This is a genomic window from Streptomyces sp. NPDC001832 (assembly GCF_040297265.1).
Lineage (GTDB): Bacteria > Actinomycetota > Actinomycetes > Streptomycetales > Streptomycetaceae > Streptomyces.
The window spans coordinates 63,386-81,441 of record NZ_JBEOYU010000018.1; the positions used below are offsets into that span (position 1 = coordinate 63,386).

15 protein-coding genes and 2 tRNA genes are annotated in these 18,056 nt (G+C 68.7%); 8 read left to right on the plus strand and 9 right to left on the minus strand.

Annotated features, from left to right (window positions below):
- The first annotated feature begins 149 nt into the window (after positions 1 to 149).
- The 3 genes from ABT115_RS16785 to ABT115_RS16795 all read left to right on the plus strand — a co-directional run bounded on the left by ABT115_RS16785 (position 150) and on the right by ABT115_RS16795 (position 3,523).
- Positions 150 to 1,292 (plus strand): SDR family oxidoreductase, encoded by a 1,143-nt coding sequence (locus ABT115_RS16785; RefSeq protein ID WP_351789739.1) that lies wholly within the window; start codon positions 150 to 152, stop codon positions 1,290 to 1,292.
- 237 nt (positions 1,293 to 1,529) lie between these two features.
- The gene (locus ABT115_RS16790) at positions 1,530 to 1,991 is read left to right on the plus strand and encodes a molybdenum cofactor biosynthesis protein MoaE (RefSeq protein WP_351789741.1); all 462 of its coding nucleotides are present in this window, start codon (positions 1,530 to 1,532) and stop codon (positions 1,989 to 1,991) included.
- 443 nt (positions 1,992 to 2,434) lie between these two features.
- Positions 2,435 to 3,523 carry a YlbL family protein gene (locus ABT115_RS16795; RefSeq protein ID WP_351789744.1) on the plus strand — a complete coding sequence of 363 codons (1,089 nt, stop codon included), beginning with the start codon at positions 2,435 to 2,437 and terminating at the stop codon, positions 3,521 to 3,523.
- Between the two features lie 30 nt (positions 3,524 to 3,553).
- Here the strand turns inward: ABT115_RS16795 and ABT115_RS16800 are convergent, their stop codons facing one another.
- Positions 3,554 to 4,114 (minus strand): PPA1309 family protein, encoded by a 561-nt coding sequence (locus ABT115_RS16800; protein ID WP_351789746.1) that lies wholly within the window; start codon positions 4,112 to 4,114, stop codon positions 3,554 to 3,556.
- A 137-nt stretch (positions 4,115 to 4,251) separates the two neighbouring features.
- On the opposite strand from ABT115_RS16800, the gene ABT115_RS16805 reads away from it, so the two are divergent.
- The 4 genes from ABT115_RS16805 (at position 4,252) to ABT115_RS16820 (ending at position 9,801) form a co-directional block, all read left to right on the plus strand.
- On the plus strand, positions 4,252 to 7,170 hold the full coding sequence (locus tag ABT115_RS16805; protein ID WP_351789858.1) for a UPF0182 family membrane protein: 2,919 nt from the start codon (positions 4,252 to 4,254) through the stop codon (positions 7,168 to 7,170).
- Between the two features lie 51 nt (positions 7,171 to 7,221).
- A tRNA-Met gene (locus ABT115_RS16810) sits at positions 7,222 to 7,295 on the plus strand.
- Positions 7,296 to 7,507: 212 nt separating this feature from the next.
- Complete coding sequence (locus ABT115_RS16815) at positions 7,508 to 9,646, plus strand: SEL1-like repeat protein (RefSeq protein ID WP_351789749.1); 2,139 nt, start codon at positions 7,508 to 7,510, stop codon at positions 9,644 to 9,646.
- Positions 9,647 to 9,727: 81 nt separating this feature from the next.
- Positions 9,728 to 9,801: transfer RNA gene (locus tag ABT115_RS16820), tRNA-Met, on the plus strand.
- 61 nt (positions 9,802 to 9,862) lie between these two features.
- Here the strand turns inward: ABT115_RS16820 and ABT115_RS16825 are convergent.
- The 4 genes from ABT115_RS16825 to ABT115_RS16840 all read right to left on the minus strand — a co-directional run bounded on the left by ABT115_RS16825 (position 9,863) and on the right by ABT115_RS16840 (position 13,332).
- Complete coding sequence (locus tag ABT115_RS16825) at positions 9,863 to 10,972, minus strand: ABC transporter substrate-binding protein (RefSeq protein WP_351789861.1); 1,110 nt, start codon at positions 10,970 to 10,972, stop codon at positions 9,863 to 9,865.
- A gap of 69 nt (positions 10,973 to 11,041) precedes the next feature.
- Positions 11,042 to 11,902: an ABC transporter permease gene (locus tag ABT115_RS16830; protein ID WP_351789752.1), complete on the minus strand. Its 861-nt coding sequence runs from the start codon at positions 11,900 to 11,902 to the stop codon at positions 11,042 to 11,044.
- Positions 11,899 to 12,714, minus strand: a complete 816-nt coding sequence (locus ABT115_RS16835; protein WP_351789754.1) for an ABC transporter ATP-binding protein — start codon at positions 12,712 to 12,714, stop codon at positions 11,899 to 11,901. The genes ABT115_RS16830 and ABT115_RS16835 overlap by 4 nt, the downstream gene beginning before the upstream one ends.
- Positions 12,715 to 12,912: 198 nt before the next feature.
- Complete coding sequence (locus tag ABT115_RS16840; protein ID WP_351789757.1) at positions 12,913 to 13,332, minus strand: Fur family transcriptional regulator; 420 nt, start codon at positions 13,330 to 13,332, stop codon at positions 12,913 to 12,915.
- Positions 13,333 to 13,493: 161 nt separating this feature from the next.
- Between ABT115_RS16840 and ABT115_RS16845 the strand changes: the two genes are divergently transcribed.
- A complete protein-coding gene (locus ABT115_RS16845) occupies positions 13,494 to 14,945 on the plus strand; it encodes a catalase (RefSeq protein WP_351789759.1) in 1,452 nt (483 codons plus the stop codon).
- 94 nt (positions 14,946 to 15,039) lie between these two features.
- Here ABT115_RS16845 and ABT115_RS16850 read toward each other — a convergent pair whose 3' ends face one another.
- The 4 genes from ABT115_RS16850 to rsgA all read right to left on the minus strand — a co-directional run bounded on the left by ABT115_RS16850 (position 15,040) and on the right by rsgA (position 18,056).
- Positions 15,040 to 15,444: a CBS domain-containing protein gene (locus ABT115_RS16850; protein ID WP_351789761.1), complete on the minus strand. Its 405-nt coding sequence runs from the start codon at positions 15,442 to 15,444 to the stop codon at positions 15,040 to 15,042.
- 165 nt (positions 15,445 to 15,609) lie between these two features.
- Entirely contained in the window at positions 15,610 to 16,413 is an 804-nt protein-coding gene (gene hisN / locus ABT115_RS16855; RefSeq protein WP_351789764.1) for a histidinol-phosphatase, read from the minus strand.
- 87 nt (positions 16,414 to 16,500) lie between these two features.
- Positions 16,501 to 16,824 (minus strand): DMT family transporter, encoded by a 324-nt coding sequence (locus ABT115_RS16860; protein ID WP_351789767.1) that lies wholly within the window; start codon positions 16,822 to 16,824, stop codon positions 16,501 to 16,503.
- A gap of 215 nt (positions 16,825 to 17,039) precedes the next feature.
- Positions 17,040 to 18,056, minus strand: a complete 1,017-nt coding sequence (gene rsgA, locus ABT115_RS16865; RefSeq protein WP_351789769.1) for a ribosome small subunit-dependent GTPase A — start codon at positions 18,054 to 18,056, stop codon at positions 17,040 to 17,042.

An 18,056-nucleotide genomic window follows, 5' to 3' on the forward strand; every position in this document is an offset into this window, starting at 1 on the left:
ACTGCCCGACATCACCATCCAGCGTAGACACCAAAAGTCCGCTCGGGGCCTCAGTGCTCCGCCGGCTCCCGGCCTGCGGCAGGATGGACGCCACCTGGTACGTACGCGTCATTCGGGTACGTACTGAAGACAACCGCTGGAGACGCCTGGTGAGTTCCCCAGATCCTCAGGTTCGCGCAGCGCGAAACCTGTCCGACCCCTCGAACGAGACCAAACCCGCAATGAGCCCCTCCAGGAGCCGTGGCCCCGTCGTCGCGGTCACCGGAGCCGCGGGGGGCGTCGGTGAGCTGCTCACCGCACGCCTCACGGCATCCGAGGAGATCAAGCAGGTGATCGCCATTGATGAACGCCGAGGAGAGGTCTCCGAGGCGACCTGGCACATCCTCGACGTACGGGACCCCGCCATCGCGCAGAAGCTGCGCGGTGCAGATGTCGTCGTGCATCTGGCACTCGATCTCGACCTGGAGACCGACCCCGCCGCCCGCACCGCCTACAACGTGCGCGGCACCCAGACCGTGCTGACGGCCGCTGCGGCCGTCGGGGTCCACCGGGTCGTGTTGTGCACCTCGGCGATGGTCTACGGGGCGCTGCCCGACAACGACATCCCGCTCGCCGAGGACGCCGAGCTGCGCGCCACGGCCGAGGCCACCGGCGTCGGCGACCTCCTGGAGATCGAACGGCTCGGCCGCCGCGCGCCCCGCGCCCATCCCGGACTCAATGTGACCGTGGTCAGGCCCACCGTCCTGGTCGGCGGTACGGACACCGCGCTGACCCGCTACTTCGAGTCGCCGCGCCTCCTGGTCGTCGCCGGATCGCGCCCCACCTGGCAGTTCTGCCACGTCGACGACCTGGTCACGGCCCTGGAGTACGCCGCGCTGGAGAAGATCGAGGGCGAGTTCGCGGTCGGCTGCGACGGCTGGCTGGAACAGGAGGAGGTCGAGGAGCTCAGCGGCGTCCGCCGGATGGAACTGCCCTCCGCCGTGGCACTCGGCGCCGCCGCCCGGCTGCACCGGATCGGCCTCACCCCGTCCCCGGCGGGCGATCTGGCGTACACGATGCACCCGTGGGTGGTCAGCGTGAGCCGGCTGCACGACGCCGGCTGGCGCCCGAGCTGGACCAACGAGGAGGTGCTCGCCGCGCTCCTCGAAGAGGTCGAGGGCCGGCACACCGTCGCCGGGCGCCGCCTTGGCCGCAAGGACGCCACCGCAGCAGGTGCCGCCGGTGCGACCGTGGCGCTGCTCGGCACCGCTGCCCTGGTCCGCCGTGCTCGTAAGGCGCGCCGCCGGATCTAGGGCCTGTCTGGGGTTGTGATCTGGATCAGGGAGTGGGGCGTGGTGCGTGCGATCGCAAGGCGGCGGAAGGTCCTCGGATGGGGGCGACGACAGCTACGGCGCATCGCCGCGCGCCCGCCAGGGATTATGGGACAGCCCTTGGAGCGGGACGTCTGTAGAAGGCTCCAGGGCCATGAGCGGCCCGCCGGTGGTAGACACTGTTCCACGATGTCGGTGCGGTACGGCACCATGGGCCCCATGGCTCCCACCCACGACCACCCCGGCGAGCGGGCGGCAAGCGACCCCATCCGGCTGCTGGCGATTCGCGACACGCCGTTGTCGGTCGACGAGATCCTCCGGGCCGTCGGGGACGACGCGGCGGGCGGCACGGCGCTCTTCGTCGGCACGGTGCGCAACCACGACGGCGGCCGGGATGTCGGTGCGCTCGGCTATTCCTGTCACCCCTCGGCACAGGACGAATTGCGCAGGGTGGCCGAGAAGGTCGTCGCGGAATTCCCGGTCCGGGCGCTGGCCGCCGTCCACCGAGTGGGTGACCTCCAAGTGGGTGACCTCGCTGTGGTCGTCGCCGTCGCCTGTCCCCACCGCGCCGAGGCGTTCGAGGCGTGCCGCAAGCTGATCGACGACCTCAAGCACGAGGTTCCGATCTGGAAACACCAGCGCTTTTCGGACGGCACCGAGGAGTGGGTCGGCGCCTGCTGAGCGCAAGCCGATCGGGTGGTCGTCCGCCCCGATTTGCATGACCGCACCCCTGCCGTGAGCGTTGGTCCTGCAGGTGGTTAATCTGCTGATCGGTCAGTTGCGGTCGCTCATGGGGTAGGGAGGTCGTAATGGCAGCACTCGCTTGGTTGCTGATTCCGCTTTTCGCTGCCCTCGGTGCTGCGATATGGGGAAGCTGGGTCACCCGGAATCGCGCGGCCGGTGATGTCTCAGAACTCGCCGGGTACGCCCGGTTCCGTGAGGCGATGGAGAAATCGCACTCCGGTTCCGATGCAGTCTGACCTTCCACCGAACGTACGCAGTAGCCAATCCGCATAGCGATGCCGGGTGCCGAGGCCCTCGACACAGCGCCACTCCTGGCTCCCCCGCCCCGTCCGGACCGGCCCCGACCGTGCACTGACAGACCTTTCCCGTACTGTCGTTCCATGCCACGCCGCACCGCGACGATGCTCGCCTCCACGCTGATCCTCATCGCGCTGCTCTGCGCAGGCGTGCTGATTCCAGTACCGTATTCGGAGATGTCTCCCGGGCCGACCGTGAATACCCTCGGCAAGGCCGACGGCGAACCGGTCCTGCAGATTTCCGGACACAAGACGTACCCGACATCCGGCAACCTCAATATGACGACGGTCAGGGTCACCGGCGCGGACTACAAAATGAACCTCGTCGAGGCCGCCTACGGCTGGCTGGCCCACGACAGCGTGGTCGTACCGCACGGCACCCTCTACCCCGACGGCAAGACCGAGCAGCAGTCCACGCAGGAAAACGCCGAGGAGTTCAGCCAGTCCCAGGAGAGCGCCAAGGTCGCCGCCCTGAACGAGCTGGACATTCCGGTGTCGTCGCGCGTCGTGGTCTCCACGGTCGTCAAGGGCAGCCCCGCCCAGGGCAAGCTGCACGCCGGCGACGTGATCAAGCAGGTCGACGGTACGGCGGTCGAGCAGCCCGAGGACGTCGCGAAGCTCGTCACCCGCCGCAAGCCCGGCGAGGACGTCACGTTCACGATCATCCCGGCGAAGACGGCGCAGGCGGCGGAGAAGGCCGGCAAGGAGCCCGAGGGCAGCCGGAAGATCGTCATCACCACCGCGAAGGCTCCCAAGGAGAACCGCGCGATCGTCGGCATCCAGGCCGGGACGGACCACACGTTTCCGTTCCCGATCGACATCGACCTCGCCGATGTCGGCGGCCCGAGCGCGGGTCTGATGTTCTCCCTGGGCATCATCGACAAGCTGACGCCCACCGATCTCACGGGCGGCGAGTTCATCGCGGGCACCGGCACGATCGACGACAAGGGCAAGGTCGGCCCGATCGGCGGCATCAACATGAAGCTGGTCGGTGCACGCGACGCGGGCGCGCAGTACTTCCTGACGCCGGAAGACAACTGCAAGGCCGCCGCCTCCGACACCCCTAGCGGACTCACGCTGGTGAAGGTGAAGACGATCGACGACGCAACGAAGTCGCTGGAGAAGATCCGGACGGGGGACACGGCCGACCTGCCGAGCTGCTCGGCAGGCTGACCGCGCCCCCGCGGCGGGGAAGCGGCGAGGTCAGGCCTCGAAGGTCGCGGCCAGTGCGTCGGCCAGCCCGGGCACCAGACCGGCGCCGGTCCGCACCTCGCTCGAGGTGTCCTTCTCGCGAAGCCGCACGGCCGACTCGCGCGTACCGTCCCGAAGGACGGCCACGGTCATCCGCACCTCCTGGCGCTCCGGGTGCCCCGCGACCCACTTGGTCAGCTGGGCATCGCTGAGCCCCTCCGGGACGGATGCCTCGGCGGACGGCGGCAGCATCAGTCGCTCCACGGACATCGCGCATCCGATCACCGCGTCGGGCCAGGCGATCGTGGCGAGGAACTCGTCCAGGGCGGTGCCCGGCGGAAGCTCCTCCTGCTCGATGGGGGTGAGTGAGGCGGTCGGGGAGTCGGAGCTGTCGAGACCGAGCTGGGCGGCGAGGCCGGGCTCCTGGGCCCGCAGCCGGGCGGTGTCGACGAGAGCGAAGAGCCGGGCCGGCTGGTCCCAGCCGAGGCCGGAGATGTACTCGTCGATCTCGAGCACTGCGACGGTGAGGGGGCTCGCGGCCATCGGGGGGCCTGAGGGGGAAACGTTGGGCATGACCAATATCCTGCCTCCTTCCGCCCCGGGTACGGGAACTAGGTAAAGCCTCAGTAAGTTGCATAGGTGGGCTCTACGATCGCTGGGCCCGCTTCACACGACCCGCGAACTTCGAGGTGCGCACGTTGGCTTTCCAGATGCCGGACCGCGGCGGAGGCCCGACCGGGCCACGGATCAGAGTCGGCCGCCCGTCCCGGCGCGCCCGTACCCTGCTCATGACATTGGGCGTCCTGGCGGTTCTCGCCATGGCGTTCGTCATGTTCGCCGGGTTCTGGACGGACTGGCTCTGGTACCGGTCGGTCGATTTTTCGTCCGTCTTCACCACCACCCTGTGGACCAAGATCGGGCTGTTCCTCGTCTTCGGACTGCTGATGGCGTTCGTCGTCGGCCTGAACATCTGGCTCGCGCACCGGCTCCGGCCGCCGCTGAGCGCGATGTCGCTGGAGCAGCAGAGCCTGGACCGCTACCGGATGAACCTCGCCCCATACAAGAAGTGGGTGCTGCTCGCGATCACCGCGCTCGTCGGACTGATCGCCGGAGCTTCCGCCTCAGGTCAGTGGCGTACCTGGTTGACGTATGCGAACGGCGTGCCGTTCGGCCAGAAGGACCCCCAGTTCCATCTGGACGTGTCCTTCTACGCCTTCGACCTGCCCTGGTACCGCTTCCTGCTGGGCTTCGGCTTCGCAGCCACGGTGCTCTCCCTGATCGCCGCCGCGCTGACCCACTATCTGTACGGCGGGCTCCGCATCACCAGCCCCGGCGCGCGGGCAACCGGCGCGGCCACCGGCCACCTGTCGGTGCTGCTCGGCGTCTTTGTTTCGCTGAAGGCTGTGGCCTACTGGCTCGACCGGTACGGCCTGGCGGTGAAGTCCAGCGACTTCAAGGCCACGGACAACTGGACGGGCCTGCGATACGTCGACGCCAATGCCTACCTTCCGGCGAAGACCATCCTGTTCTGCATCGCTGCGATCTGCGCCGTGCTCTTCTTCGCGACGCTCTGGCGCCGCACCTGGCAACTCCCGATGATCGGCTTGGGTCTGATGGTGCTCTCGGCGATCCTCATCGGCGGGCTGTACCCGGCGATCGTGCAGAAGTTCCAGGTCCAGCCGAACGAGCAGGCCAAGGAAGCGCCGTTCATCCAGAAGAACATCGACGCGACGCGTGACGCGTACGACATCGCCGACGTGCCGGTCGAAGACTACTCGGGCAAGAGCACGACGGACGACGGCGCCAAGCTGCGCGCGAGCGCGGACGAGGCCGCCAGCTACCGGGTGATGGACCCCAACGTCGTCTCCCCGGCCTTCCAGCAGCTCCAGCAGAAGAGGAACTACTACCAGTTCCCCAAGACGCTGGACGTGGACCGCTACAAGGACGCCGCCGGCAATGATCAGGACACGATCATCGGTCTGCGCGAGCTCAACCTCGACGGCATCCCCAAGCGCAACTGGATCAACGACCACTTCACCTACACCCACGGCTACGGCGCCATCGCGGCCAAGGGCACGACGACCGGCAAGAACCCGAAGGGCTCCCCGGACTTCACGGAGTCCGGTCTGCCGACCACGGGTGACATCAGCTCGGGCACGTACGAGCAGCGGATCTACTACGGCGAGAAGACCGAGCAGTACTCCATTGTCGGCGGGCCCCAGAAGGAGCTCGACTACGAGGAGCACGGCGAGAAGACCACCAGCTACCAGGGCGACAGCGGGGTCAGCATCTCCAACCCCCTCAACCGCGCCGCGTACGCCGTGGCGTTCAACGAGCCGCAGATCCTCTACTCGGGAGCCATCGGCGAGGGCTCGCGGATTCTCTACAACCGCACGCCCAAGGAGCGCGTCGAGGCGGTAGCCCCGTGGCTGACCATCGACGGCGACGCCTACCCGGCCGTGGTAGACGGCCGCATCCAGTGGATCGTCGACGCGTACACCACCACCAACAGCTACCCGTACGCCTCCCGCACGACGCTCGGTGACACCACGGCCGACTCACTGACCACCGACCAGCGTGCGGTCGTCGCCCAGCAGAACCAGGTCAACTACATCCGTAACTCGGTGAAGGCCACCGTCGACGCGTACGACGGGACGGTCAAGCTGTACGAGTGGGACACCAATGACCCGGTCCTCAAGACATGGAGCAAGGCGTTCCCGGGGACGGTGACGCCGCGGGACGAGATCCCGAAGGAGCTGATGGACCACCTGCGGTACCCGCAGGATCTGTTCAAGGTGCAGCGCGAGCTGCTCACCCGCTACCACGTCACGAACCCCGCCCAGTTCTACAGCGGCAGTGACGCGTGGCAGGTGCCGGACGACCCGACCAAGAAGGAGTCCGGCGCCGTCCCGCCGTACTACCTGAGCATCAAGATGCCGGACCAGACGGCCCAGAAGTTCTCGCTGACGACGACCTTCACTCCGAAGGGACGGCCCGACCTCGGGGCGTTCATGGCGGTGGACGCGGACGCGTCCAGCAAGGACTACGGCAAGATCACACTGCTCAGAGCGACGACGACGGTGAAGGGTCCCGGCCAGGTACAGAGTGAGCTCAACGGCAACGACGATGTCGCCGAGTTCGTGAGAAACCTCAAGGGGACCGACTCCGACATCGAGTACGGCAACCTGCTCACCGTGCCGCTCGAAGGGGGCTTCCTCTACATCGAGCCGGTGTACACGCGCGGTGGCACGCAGAACTATCCGCTGATGCGCAAGGTCGCCGCCTCGTACGGGTCGAAGACCGTCTTCGAGAACAGCCTCGGGGAGGCGCTCGACGCGGTCTTCGGGGTGACGGAACCCGGCACCACCCAGCCGCCCGCGGAGACCACGCAGCCGCCGGCCACCGGTGACGCAGCGCTGGAGAAGGCGATCGCGGATGCGCAGAAGGCCTATGCGGAAGGCGAGGAAGCCCTGAAGAAGCAGGACTGGAGCGCCTACGGCAAGGCCCAGGAGGATCTGCAGAACGCGTTGCAGCGTGCGGCGGCCGCCCAGCCCAAGTCGGGCAGTGCGAATAATGCTGGCAATTCGGGCAGTGCGAGTAGAAAGCCCGATGCCGGCGGCGGTGGCTGAGTAACTCGGTGAAGGCTCGCCCCGCGTCGTGGTACGGTTTCAACACAACGACGCGGGGTGGAGCAGCTCGGTAGCTCGCTGGGCTCATAACCCAGAGGTCGCAGGTTCAAATCCTGTCCCCGCTACTGAAAGACGAAGGCCCGGATCCTTACGAGGATCCGGGCCTTCGCCATGCCGCGACGACTTTCTTGTGCGGTGGGTGTGAAGTGCGGTTTGCAGGGCACGAGTTGAGCCCGGACGTGTTTGACTTATCTCTCTGTGGGCATGTCGACAAAACGCTGAAGTGACCTTGCTGCCGCGATATACGAGGTGTACGCGGGTCGTAGGTGGTGCGACGATGGTATTTATGGGGGACAGGGCAACTCTGTTGGAGACAGGGCGGTTTGCGCGGCGCCGCGTGTATCAGCCGGATAGCGTGATGAATGCGGCTTTTGGCGCTGCCGGAGAGAAAGAGAACAGCGAGAGCACTGAAGCCGCTGAGATCATTGAGGCGACCGAGACCGCCGAGACTGTGGGGTGTGCCGCGACCGTCGAGAGCATGGAGAGTGCAGAGGGCACGGAGAGCGCCGGGGCCACTGGGAGCGCGGGGGCCATGGAGGCTGCGGAGAGCCCCGAGATCCGGGAGAGCCCGGAGAGCCCGGAGAGCCCGGAGAGCGCCGCGAGTGAGGCGCGCCACCGTCGCGCCGCCGACGCCGGGGACACCACATCGATGAGCATCCTCGGCGCCCTGCTGCTGCGCCGAGGCGATCTGGACGGCGCCGAGCCCTATCTGCGTGCGGCCACCGCCGACGGCGACCGGGCCGCGGCCAACAACCTGGGTGTTCTCCTCTACCAGCGCGGATACACCGACGAGGCGGCCGGCTGGTGGCGTATCGCAGCCGTCGCGGGTTCCGCCGCCGCCGCGCACGCCCTCGGCCGCCACTACCGCGAGCGGGGCGACGAGCCCGGCGCCGAGTACTGGCTGCGGCAGTCCGCCGAACAGGGCCATGCGCTGGGTGCGTACGCCCTCGCTGACCTGCTGGAACACCGCAGTGACGTCGGCGCCGAGCGCTGGCTGCGCGCCGCTGCCGAGCAGGGGCACCGGGAGGCCGCGTACCGCCTCGCGCGCATGCTGGACCGCCACACCGCCGACGAACCGCACGACGCCTTCGGCTGCCGTTTGGGCCCCGTACCTGGCCCCACTGCGGGCGCCGCCGGTCGTCCGGGCGCTGCCACCCGTTCCGCGGTACGCAAGGACGACGGCCCCGTGGCCGGTCCGGCGACCGGGCGCGTGGACGAGGCCGAGCAGTGGTACCGGCAGGCCGCCGCGCGTGGCCACCGGCGTGCCGCCCTGCACCTCGGCGCCATCCTCGAACAGCGCGGCGAGCCCAAGGAGGCCGGCCGCTGGTACCTCATCTCCGCGAAGGCCGGCGAGGCGCGGGCGGCCTGCGCGCTCGGATTCCTGCTGCGTGACGCGGGCGATGAGGAGAGTGCCGCCGTGTGGTGGCTGCGCGCCGCCCAGGACGGCGACGGAAACGCCGCCAATGCCCTGGGCGCCCTGCACGCCGCCCGCGGAGAGCAGCAGACCGCCGAGCGCTGGTACCGCGCCGCCATGGACGCGGGCGACGTCAACGGGGCCTACAACCTGGGGCTGCTCTGCGCGGCCCATGACCGTACGCCGCAGGCCGAGCAGTGGTACCGCCGTGCCGCGTACGCGGGCCACCGCGAGGCCGCCAACGCACTGGCCGTACTCCTGCTCCAGTCGGGCGACACGACCGGCGCCGAGCCCTGGTTCTCCAAGGCGGCCGAGGCGGGCAGTGTCGATGCGGCCTTCAACCTCGGCATCCTGTACGCCGGACGCGACGAGGACCGTACGGCACTGGTCTGGTACGAACGGGCCGCGGCGGCAGGCCACACCGAGGCCGCGCTTCAGGTCGGCATGGCCCTGCTGTACCACGGCGAGGAGCAGGAGGCCGAGCGCTATCTGCGCTGCGCGGCGGGCGGCGGCAGCGCCGAGGCCGCCTTCCGGCTGGCCGGGGTGCTGGATTCTCGGCAACCGCCGCCCGGACCTCCCGCGCTCGGCGAGCCGATGCCGGAGAAGACCGAGTGCGAGGAGTGGTACGAGCGGGCCGCCGAGCAGGGGCACCGCCGCGCCCAGGTGCGGGTGGGGATGCTCGCGGCGGCCCGTGGCGACGTGGACAGCGCGGCCCGCTGGTACCGCGAGGCCGCCGAGTCGGGCAGCCGCAACGGCGCCTTCAACCTCGGGCTGCTGCTGGCCCGAGAGGGCAGCGAGCGCGAGGCCGCGCTGTGGTGGAGCCGTGCCGCGAACGACGGGCACGGTCGGGCCGCCCTGCGTCTCGCCCTGCTGGCCGCCCGCCGCGGGGAGCTCGCCGAGGGGCAGCACTGGTGCGCGCGGGCGGTCGAGCTGGGCCCGGCGGAGGTCGCCGAGCGGGCTGCCCGGCTGCGCGAGGCGCTGCATCAGGAGCTGACCGCGTAGCGGTGCGTGGCGACCCCTTTACGGCCCGCAGGAACGGATTTGCGCTGGTCCAGGGGCGTCACGTACTGTTGGGTTCAACGACGCGGGGTGGAGCAGCTCGGTAGCTCGCTGGGCTCATAACCCAGAGGTCGCAGGTTCAAATCCTGTCCCCGCTACTGAACGCAGAAGGCCGGATCCTTTAGAGGGTCCGGCCTTCTGCGTATCCATGCGCGCGAGTCAGAGCTTGTGACCCACCGCCTCCGAGTACATCGCCCGGTCGACGGCCTTCGCCTCCGGCACCGGGGTGCCCCTTGAGACACCCGAATCGGCATACGCCTGCTGCAGCCGGTCCGTCGTGCCCTTCCGTATCTCCCAGTCCATCCGCATCGACGGGGTCGACCGCAGGGTGGCCTCGTCGGTCTTCAGCAGCTTCGCCAGCTCGGCGACGAAGGCGGGATCGGATTTGTAGTCGTCGGCGAAATAGGTGTTCACCGTCCGGATGTAGGCGCGGAGAAAGGCGACGCCCGCGTCCGGATCCTTGTTCAGGAGCGTCGGCCCGAAGAGCAGGCCGCCGAGCGGTTCACCGACAGGCTGGCCGCCCAGGAACGCGTACTTCTCGTCGCCGTCCACCTTGCGCCAGATCGGGTCGAGCAGCCAGGCCGAGTCCACGCCACCGTTCTGCAGCGCGGTCAGCACATCCGCGGAACCGAGCTGCTGGAAGCTGATCTTGTCGAGACCGCCGCCGTGCTTCTTCAGGGAGGTGTCCATCGGGTACGCGATGACCGAGCCCTTGCCGATCATCGTGCCCATCTTCCGGCCCGCCATCTCGACGTGATCGGCGCTCTCGCCGTCCCTCAGACGCACCCACAGGCCGCTCTTGGAGGTGGGATCGGGGGAGAAGTTCCCAGCCACCCACTTGATCTCGAAGCCGCCGTTGATGCCATTCATCACGGCCGCCTCGGGAGCCGCCCACTGGGCGTCCACATCGCCCTTGGCGAGCAGAGGCAGGGCGTCCGGGGTGGGCAGTACCTTCAGTTCGACGTCCAGCCCCTCCTTCGCGAACTCGCCCTTCGACACCGCGACCTGGAGCGGAGCAACGTACTCCGCGCTCAGGGTGCCGGTGGCGACGGTGATCTTCCGCTTCTTCGCCAGGGGCTGGGCGGCCGGGGCGCCTTTGTCGCAGCGGGCCGGTTTTCGGTCGGGGGCGAGATTGGCCGGGTCGGTCCAGCTGCCGGCGCCACAGCCCGCGACAGGCTTGACGGTGCGCGGTGCGCCGGCGGCGCTGTCACCGTCGGAGTCGTTCCCGGCGCAGCCTGCCGCACCGAGCAGGGATGCCATGACGAGCATGGCGGTGCAGGTGAAGGGGGTATGTGTACGCACAGGGCCTCCGTACGAAGAACGTGGGGAGCTGTCCGTTCAGTGGCCGCGGTCGCGCGGGGCCCATGGTGTGAGCAACCGCCCGGCGATCCGCACCAATTCGGAGAAGACGACACCGAGGACCGCCACACACACGATGCCGACGAACATCACGTCGTTCTGGAACAGCGCCCGGGAGTCGAAGATCAGATGGCCGAGACCGTCGGCCGCCGCGATCTGTTCGGAGGCGACGATGACGAGCACGGCAACCCCCGCCGCGATCCGTGCCCCGACCAGGACCGCGGGCAGCGATGCGGGCAGCAGCACATGGCGGAACATCTGCCAGGGCGAGGCGCCGAAGACCTGACCGGCATCACGGTGTCCGACCGGGACGGCGAGCACGGCCGCCATGGTGGAGACCCAGACGAAGAAGAAGACGGTCGCGGCGACCAGGGCGATCTGCGGCCCTTCACCAAGGCCGAACATATTGAGGAAGACCGGCAGGAGAGCCAGTTTCGGCACAACGTACAGAGCATCGAGCAACGGCTCCAGCGCCGCCCGCACGAGGGAGAGCGAGCCCATCAGCAGGCCGAGCGCGTATCCCGTGACGGTTCCGATCGCGTAGCCGCCGAGGACCCGCTTGAGCGTGGCCCGCACATCCGGCCACAGTTCACCGGCGCCCGCCCGGTCCCAGCCGTCCGCCAGGACGGTGGAGGGGGCGGGGTAGACCCGGTCGTCGATCCAGGACTGTGCCGCGGCCAGTTGCCAGAGCAGCACGAGGAGCAGCGGTACGGCGACGGCGAGCGTGAGTTCCAGGGCGCGGCGCCTGCGGTGGGTGCGTACCGGATGCAGTTCCTGCGGGCCCGGCCTGCGGATCAGGACGCCGTCGTCGGACTTCGCGGCATTCACGGTGGTGGTCATGCCGGGACCACCTCCCTTCGCACCTCGCCGCGCAGCAGCTCCCACAACTCGCTCTTCAGCGCAGTGAATTCGGGTGTCGACCGGACCCCGCCGGTGCGCGGCCGGCCGAACGGCGGGCGGTGCTCGGCGATGATCCGCCCCGGCCTGGCAGACATCACCAGCACCCTGTCCCCGAGCACGATCGCCTCTTCGAGGCTGTGGGTGATGAAGAGGGTGGTGGTACGGGTGGTCTGGGTGAGGTCGAGCAACTCGTCCTGGAGGATCGTGCGCAGCTGGGCGTCGAGCGCCGCGAACGGCTCGTCCATCAGCAGCATCTCGGGTTCGACGGCCAAGGCGCGGGCGATTGCGACCCGTTGCCGCATCCCGCCGGAGAGGGCGGCCGGATACGCGCCCGCGAAGTCCGAGAGCCCCATCCGGGCCAGCCAGTCGCGCGCCCTGGCGTCGGCCTCCTTGCGCGGTACGCGCTGGATGTCGAGACCGAACCGGACATTGGCGAGCACGGTCTTCCAGTCGTAGATCCCGTAGTCCTGGAAGATCATCGCCGCCGGACGGGGTGAGGTCGTACGGATGGACAGCTCGCCGGAGCTGGGGCGGAGCAGTCCGGCGGCGATCCTGAGCAGCGTGGACTTGCCGCAGCCGGACGGGCCGACGATGCAGGTGAACTCGCCCGGTGCGATGGAGAGATCGAGCGGTCCGAGGGCGGGCAGGGCTTTGGTGCCGCGCCCGAACGAGCGGGTCAGCGCGTCGGCGCGGAGTTTGGGACTCGTGGCTGGGGGTGGGGGTGGGGGTGGGGTCGGGTGCGGATCTCCCACGTGTCTCTCCTCGCGCGTATCGAGGTGCGGATCCGCCGCGGGGCGGACGTGATCGCCGCCGACGATATGACTACCCGTCAGATTCGGGAAGGGGGTGCGCGCGTGGTGGGGGCGGGGATGTGTGTCATCCCTTGCAGGTGCTCATGCGGAAGGCCCCGGTGCGCGTGATGCTCGCACCAGGGCCTTCCGTGGCAGGAATCAAGCCGTCGCGGCGCAGTTCGGGCAGATGCCGCGGTAGGTCACTTCGACATTGGAGACCGTGAAACCGAACCGCTCGTCGCTCGGCAGATCCGCCAGCGGGTCGCCCGCCGGGTGTACGTCGCGGATGGTGCCGCAGCTCGCGCAGACGAGGTGGTGGTGAGGGCGGTGTGCGTTCGGGTCGTACCGCTTGGCCCGGCGATCCGTGGAGACCTCGATGACCTCGCCGAGCGTCACCATCTCGCCCAGGGTGTTGTACACGGTGGCGCGGGAGATCTCGGGCAGCTTTGCGACGGCCCGGGCGTGGACCTCGTCGGCTGTCAGATGTACGTGGTCCCCGTCGAGGACCTCGGCCACGACGCGCCGCTGCGCAGTCATGCGCCAGCCGCGTCCGCGAAGTCGTTCCAACAGGTCACTCATGAGAACAAGCCTAACAGTGGAGGGACCGGGTCCCGAACGGGTGTGACTTTGGATGTTCCCTTGACTTGGACTAAGTCCATTGTAGGATCGGAACCGGCCTAAGCCAAGGGACAGGCTGTGCAGGACTCGACGAATGTTCAGGAACGACGCAGGAGGCGCACGTGACGCAGGGACCGCTCACCACGGAGGCCGGCGCGCCGGTCGCCGACAACCAGAACAGCCAGACCGCAGGCGTCGGCGGTCCGGTCCTGGTGCAGGACCAGTCGCTGCTGGAGAAGCTCGCGCACTTCAACCGCGAGCGCATTCCGGAGCGCATCGTGCACGCCCGCGGCGCCGGTGCGTACGGCACGTTCACGCTGACTCGTGACGTCTCGCAGTGGACCCGGGCGAAGTTTCTCTCCGAGGTCGGCAAGCAGACCGAGACATTCCTCCGCTTCTCGACCGTCGCGGGCAATCTCGGCTCGGCCGACGCGGTGCGCGACCCCCGCGGCTTCGCGCTGAAGTTCTACACCGAAGAGGGCAACTACGACCTCGTCGGCAACAACACCCCGGTGTTCTTCATCAAGGACGCCATCAAGTTCCCGGACTTCATCCACACCCAGAAGCGCGACCCGTACACCGGCTCGCAGGAGGCGGACAACGTCTGGGACTTCTGGGGCCTGTCGCCCGAGTCCACCCATCAGGTGACCTGGCTCTTCGGCGACCGCGGCATCCCTGCCACGCTGCGTCACATGAACGGGTACGGCTCGCACACGTACCAGTGGAACAACGAGGCCGGCGAGGTCTTCTGGGTCAAGTACCACTTCAAGACCGACCAGGGCATCAAGAACCTCACCCAGGCCGAGGCCAACAAGCTCGCCGGTGAGGATCCGGACAGCCACCAGCGAGATCTGCGCGAGGCGATCGAGCGCGGCGACTTCCCGTCCTGGACGGTCCAGGTGCAGATCATGCCGGCGGCCGAGGCGGCCACGTACCGCTTCAACCCGTTCGACCTCACCAAGGTGTGGCCGCACGCGGACTACCCGCCGATCGAGATCGGGAAGCTGGAGCTCAACCGCAACCCGGAGAACATCTTCGCGGAGACCGAGCAGTCGATCTTCAGCCCCGCGCACTTCGTGCCGGGCATCGGTCCGTCCCCCGACAAGATGCTCCAGGGTCGTCTCTTCGCGTACGGCGACGCCCACCGCTACCGCGTCGGCATCAACGCCGACCACCTGCCGGTGAACCGCCCGCACGCCACCGAGGCGCGCACCAACAGCCGCGACGGCTACCTGTACGACGGCCGCCACAAGGGTGCGAAGAACTACGAGCCGAACAGCTTCGGCGGTCCGGTGCAGACGGACCGGCCGCTGTGGGAGCCCATCCCGGTCACGGGCGAGATCGGTACGCACGAGGCCCCGAGCCACGCCGAGGACAACGACTTCGTGCAGGCCGGGAACCTCTACCGGCTCTTCTCCGAGGACGAGAAGGCCCGGCTGATCGACAACCTCGCCGGGTTCATCGCCAAGGTGTCACGCGATGACATCGCCGAGCGAGCGATCAATAACTTCCGCCAGGCGGACGGCGACTTCGGCAAGCGTCTGGAGGCCGCGGTCCAGGCCCTGCGCGGCTGACAAGGCGCCTGTCGTCGACGGTGGGCCGGGCCCCTTTTCGGAGGGGACCGGCCCACCGGCCGTTCATGGGGCTCAGAGGCCACCGGACAGCCTCTCAGCCGACGAGTTCCGCGCGGTGGCGCCGCCTGGTGGGCGCCCAGCAGCGCAGGATGTCGCGGACCGAGACGATGCCGACGGGCCCATGGTCGTCCAGCACGATCAGATGGCGGAACCCGCCGTGCGTCATCGCCTCCGCGGCCTCTTCCAGGGTCCAGGTGGGGGCAGCGAAGACCACATCGGTGGTGGTGTGGGCGGAGGCGGTCTCGACATCGGGATTCCGCCCCGAGCCGACCGCGTCGAGGATGTCGCGCTCGGTGAGAATGCCGAGCCCGCTGGTGTCCCGGTCGAGGACGACTGCGGCTCCCACGTGCCGGACCGACATCAGCCGGGCGGCATCGCGGAGCGTATGGGCGGGCCCGATGGTGAGGACCAGCGTGCTCATGGCGTCACGGACGAGCATGAAGGGAGCCACCTCCTTCGTGAAGCGACTGCGTGAGTCGATTCACGAGTTCACAAGCAAGGGGACTTTCAGGGTTGCATCGATGCTGCACCGGGACAAGGGGAGACGAGATCATCCGAGGGGGCGTGCGGTGGTGCGCGACGCCCCCAGGGGGAGCGAGTCGGATCAGTAGCGCTGGTTCAGATAGCCCAGCAGTTCGTGGTGGAGCAGCCCGTTCGAGGCGGCCGCGTTGCCGCCGCCGGGGCCGGGCACCCCGTCCAGGCTGGTGAACTTCCCGCCCGCCTCCTGGACGATGATCGCGTTCGCGGCCATGTCCCAGAGCGAGAGCTCCGGCTCCGCGCAGATGTCGACCGACCCCTCGGCGACCATCATGTACGGCCAGAAATCCCCATACCCGCGAGTGCGCCAGCAGGCCCGGGTCAGATCCATGAACCCGTCGAGCCTGCCCAGCTCCTCCCAGCCGCTCAGCGACGCGTACGCGAACGAGGCGTCCGCGATCCGCTCCACCTTCGACACCTGCAGCCGGGTCGCGGAGGTCAGGCTGCGGCCGGTGAATGCACCCGCACCCTTCGCCGCCCACCAGCGCCGGTTCAGTGCGGGGGCCGAGACCACACCGACCACCGGCTGGAACCCTCCCCCACTCTCGGCTTCCATCAGGGAGATGAGCGTCGCCCAGACCGGCACACCGCGTACGTAGTTCTTGGTGCCGTCGATCGGGTCGACGACCCAGCGCCGCGGTCCGGTGCCCTCGATTCCGTACTCCTCGCCCAGAATCGCATCGCGTGGGCGCGCCCGATGAAGGTGGCCGCGGATCAGTTCCTCGGCGGCCTTGTCGGCCTCGCTCACCGGCGTCATGTCCGGCTTGGTCTCGACCTTGAGGTCCAGAGCCTTGAACCGGTCCATCGTCGCCGCGTCGGCGGCGTCCGCCAGCACATGGGCGAGGCGCAGATCATCGTGGTAATCGGGCATGTCGTCACAGTATCGACCGCAGGTGAACAGAGCTACAGGACCCCGCGGCCGCTCGTCCCACTGACAGTCCATGCGACGCGCGGACTGTCAGTGGGAGGAGCCCGAGAGCTGCAGCCCGATCACTCCGACGATCACCAAGGAGATCGAGACCAGCTTGAGGGTGGAGACCACGTCGCCGAGGAAGATCATGCCGTAGGTCGCGGTGCCTGCTGCTCCGATGCCCGTCCACACGGCATAGGCGGGCCCCACGTCGAGTTTCTTCAGCGACAGCGTCAGCAGACCGAAGCTGCCGAGGGCAAAGACGCAGAACGCGATGGTCGGCCAGAGCCGGGTGAAACCGTGCGAGAGCTTCAGACAGACCGCGAAGCCCGTCTCCAGAAGTCCTGCGACCACCACCAGCAGCCACGCCATCGTCAGTGCCCTCCCACGTCGGTCACCGCCTTGCCTCGCTGGGCCTGGGTGCGATTATGCACTTACGGCCTGGTACACGATAGCGAGCGGGCGACGCGGAGCGTCGTCGACCGACGACAACGCCGGAGGCGGAGCCGCATGACGCCGGGAGCTGATCCACTCTCTATCGTGCACCAGGCCGTTACCGGCGGCAGCGGATCGCAAACGTGCCCGGGTCAGTCGCCTTCACGTCGCTCCCGGGTGGCCATCAGCCGACGCAGCGATTCCAGCCGCGCCGGATCTGCGTGGCCGTCCGCCACCCAGGCGTCCAGGGCGCATTCCGGTTCATGGCTGTCGTGGGTGCAGCCGCGCGGGCAGTCCACGGAGGCGGGCCCCAGGTCCGGGAACGCGTGGATCACCCGGGACGGATCGATGTGGTTGAGCCCGAAAGAGCGCACACCGGGGGTGTCGATCACCCAGCCGCGGTAGCCGGGCAGGGGGAGTGCCAGCGCCGATGTGGTGGTGTGCCGGCCACGGCCGGTGACCGCGTTGACGACCCCGGTGGTACGCCGCCGGTCCTTCGGCACGAGCGCGTTTACCAGCGTCGTCTTCCCGACACCGGAGTGCCCGACGAAGGCGGTGACCCGGTCGTGCAGCTGCTCGCGGACCCGCTGTGCCGCGTCGCCGTTCTCCAGCTCCTCGCGGCTGGTGACGATGAACGGGACGCCCAGCGGGGTGTACGCCTCCAGCAGCTTGTCCGGGGATGCCAGATCGGACTTGGTCAGCACCAGGAGCGGGGAGAGCCCGCCGTCGTACGCGGCGACCAGACAGCGGTCGATCATCCGCGGGCGGGGTTCCGGGTCGGCCAGTGCGGTGACGATCGCCAACTGGTCGGCGTTGGCGACGACCACCCGCTCGTACGGATCGTCGTCGTCCGCGGTCCGGCGCAGCACCGAGCGGCGCTCACCGATGCGGACGATGCGGGCGAGGGTGTCCTTGTCGCCGGACAGGTCGCCGACGATGGAGACGGTGTCACCCACCACGGCGGCCTTCCGGCCCAGTTCACGGGCTTTCATCGCCACGACCGTACGGCCGTCGACAAGACAGGTGAGGCGGCCGCGGTCGACGGTGAGGACCATGCCCTCCTCGGCGTCCTCGTGCTTCGGGCGGGTATGCGTACGAGGCCGGTTGCCCTTCGGGTTCGGGCGGAACCGGATGTCGTCCTCGTCGGGGTTCTTCCCGTAGCGGCGCAT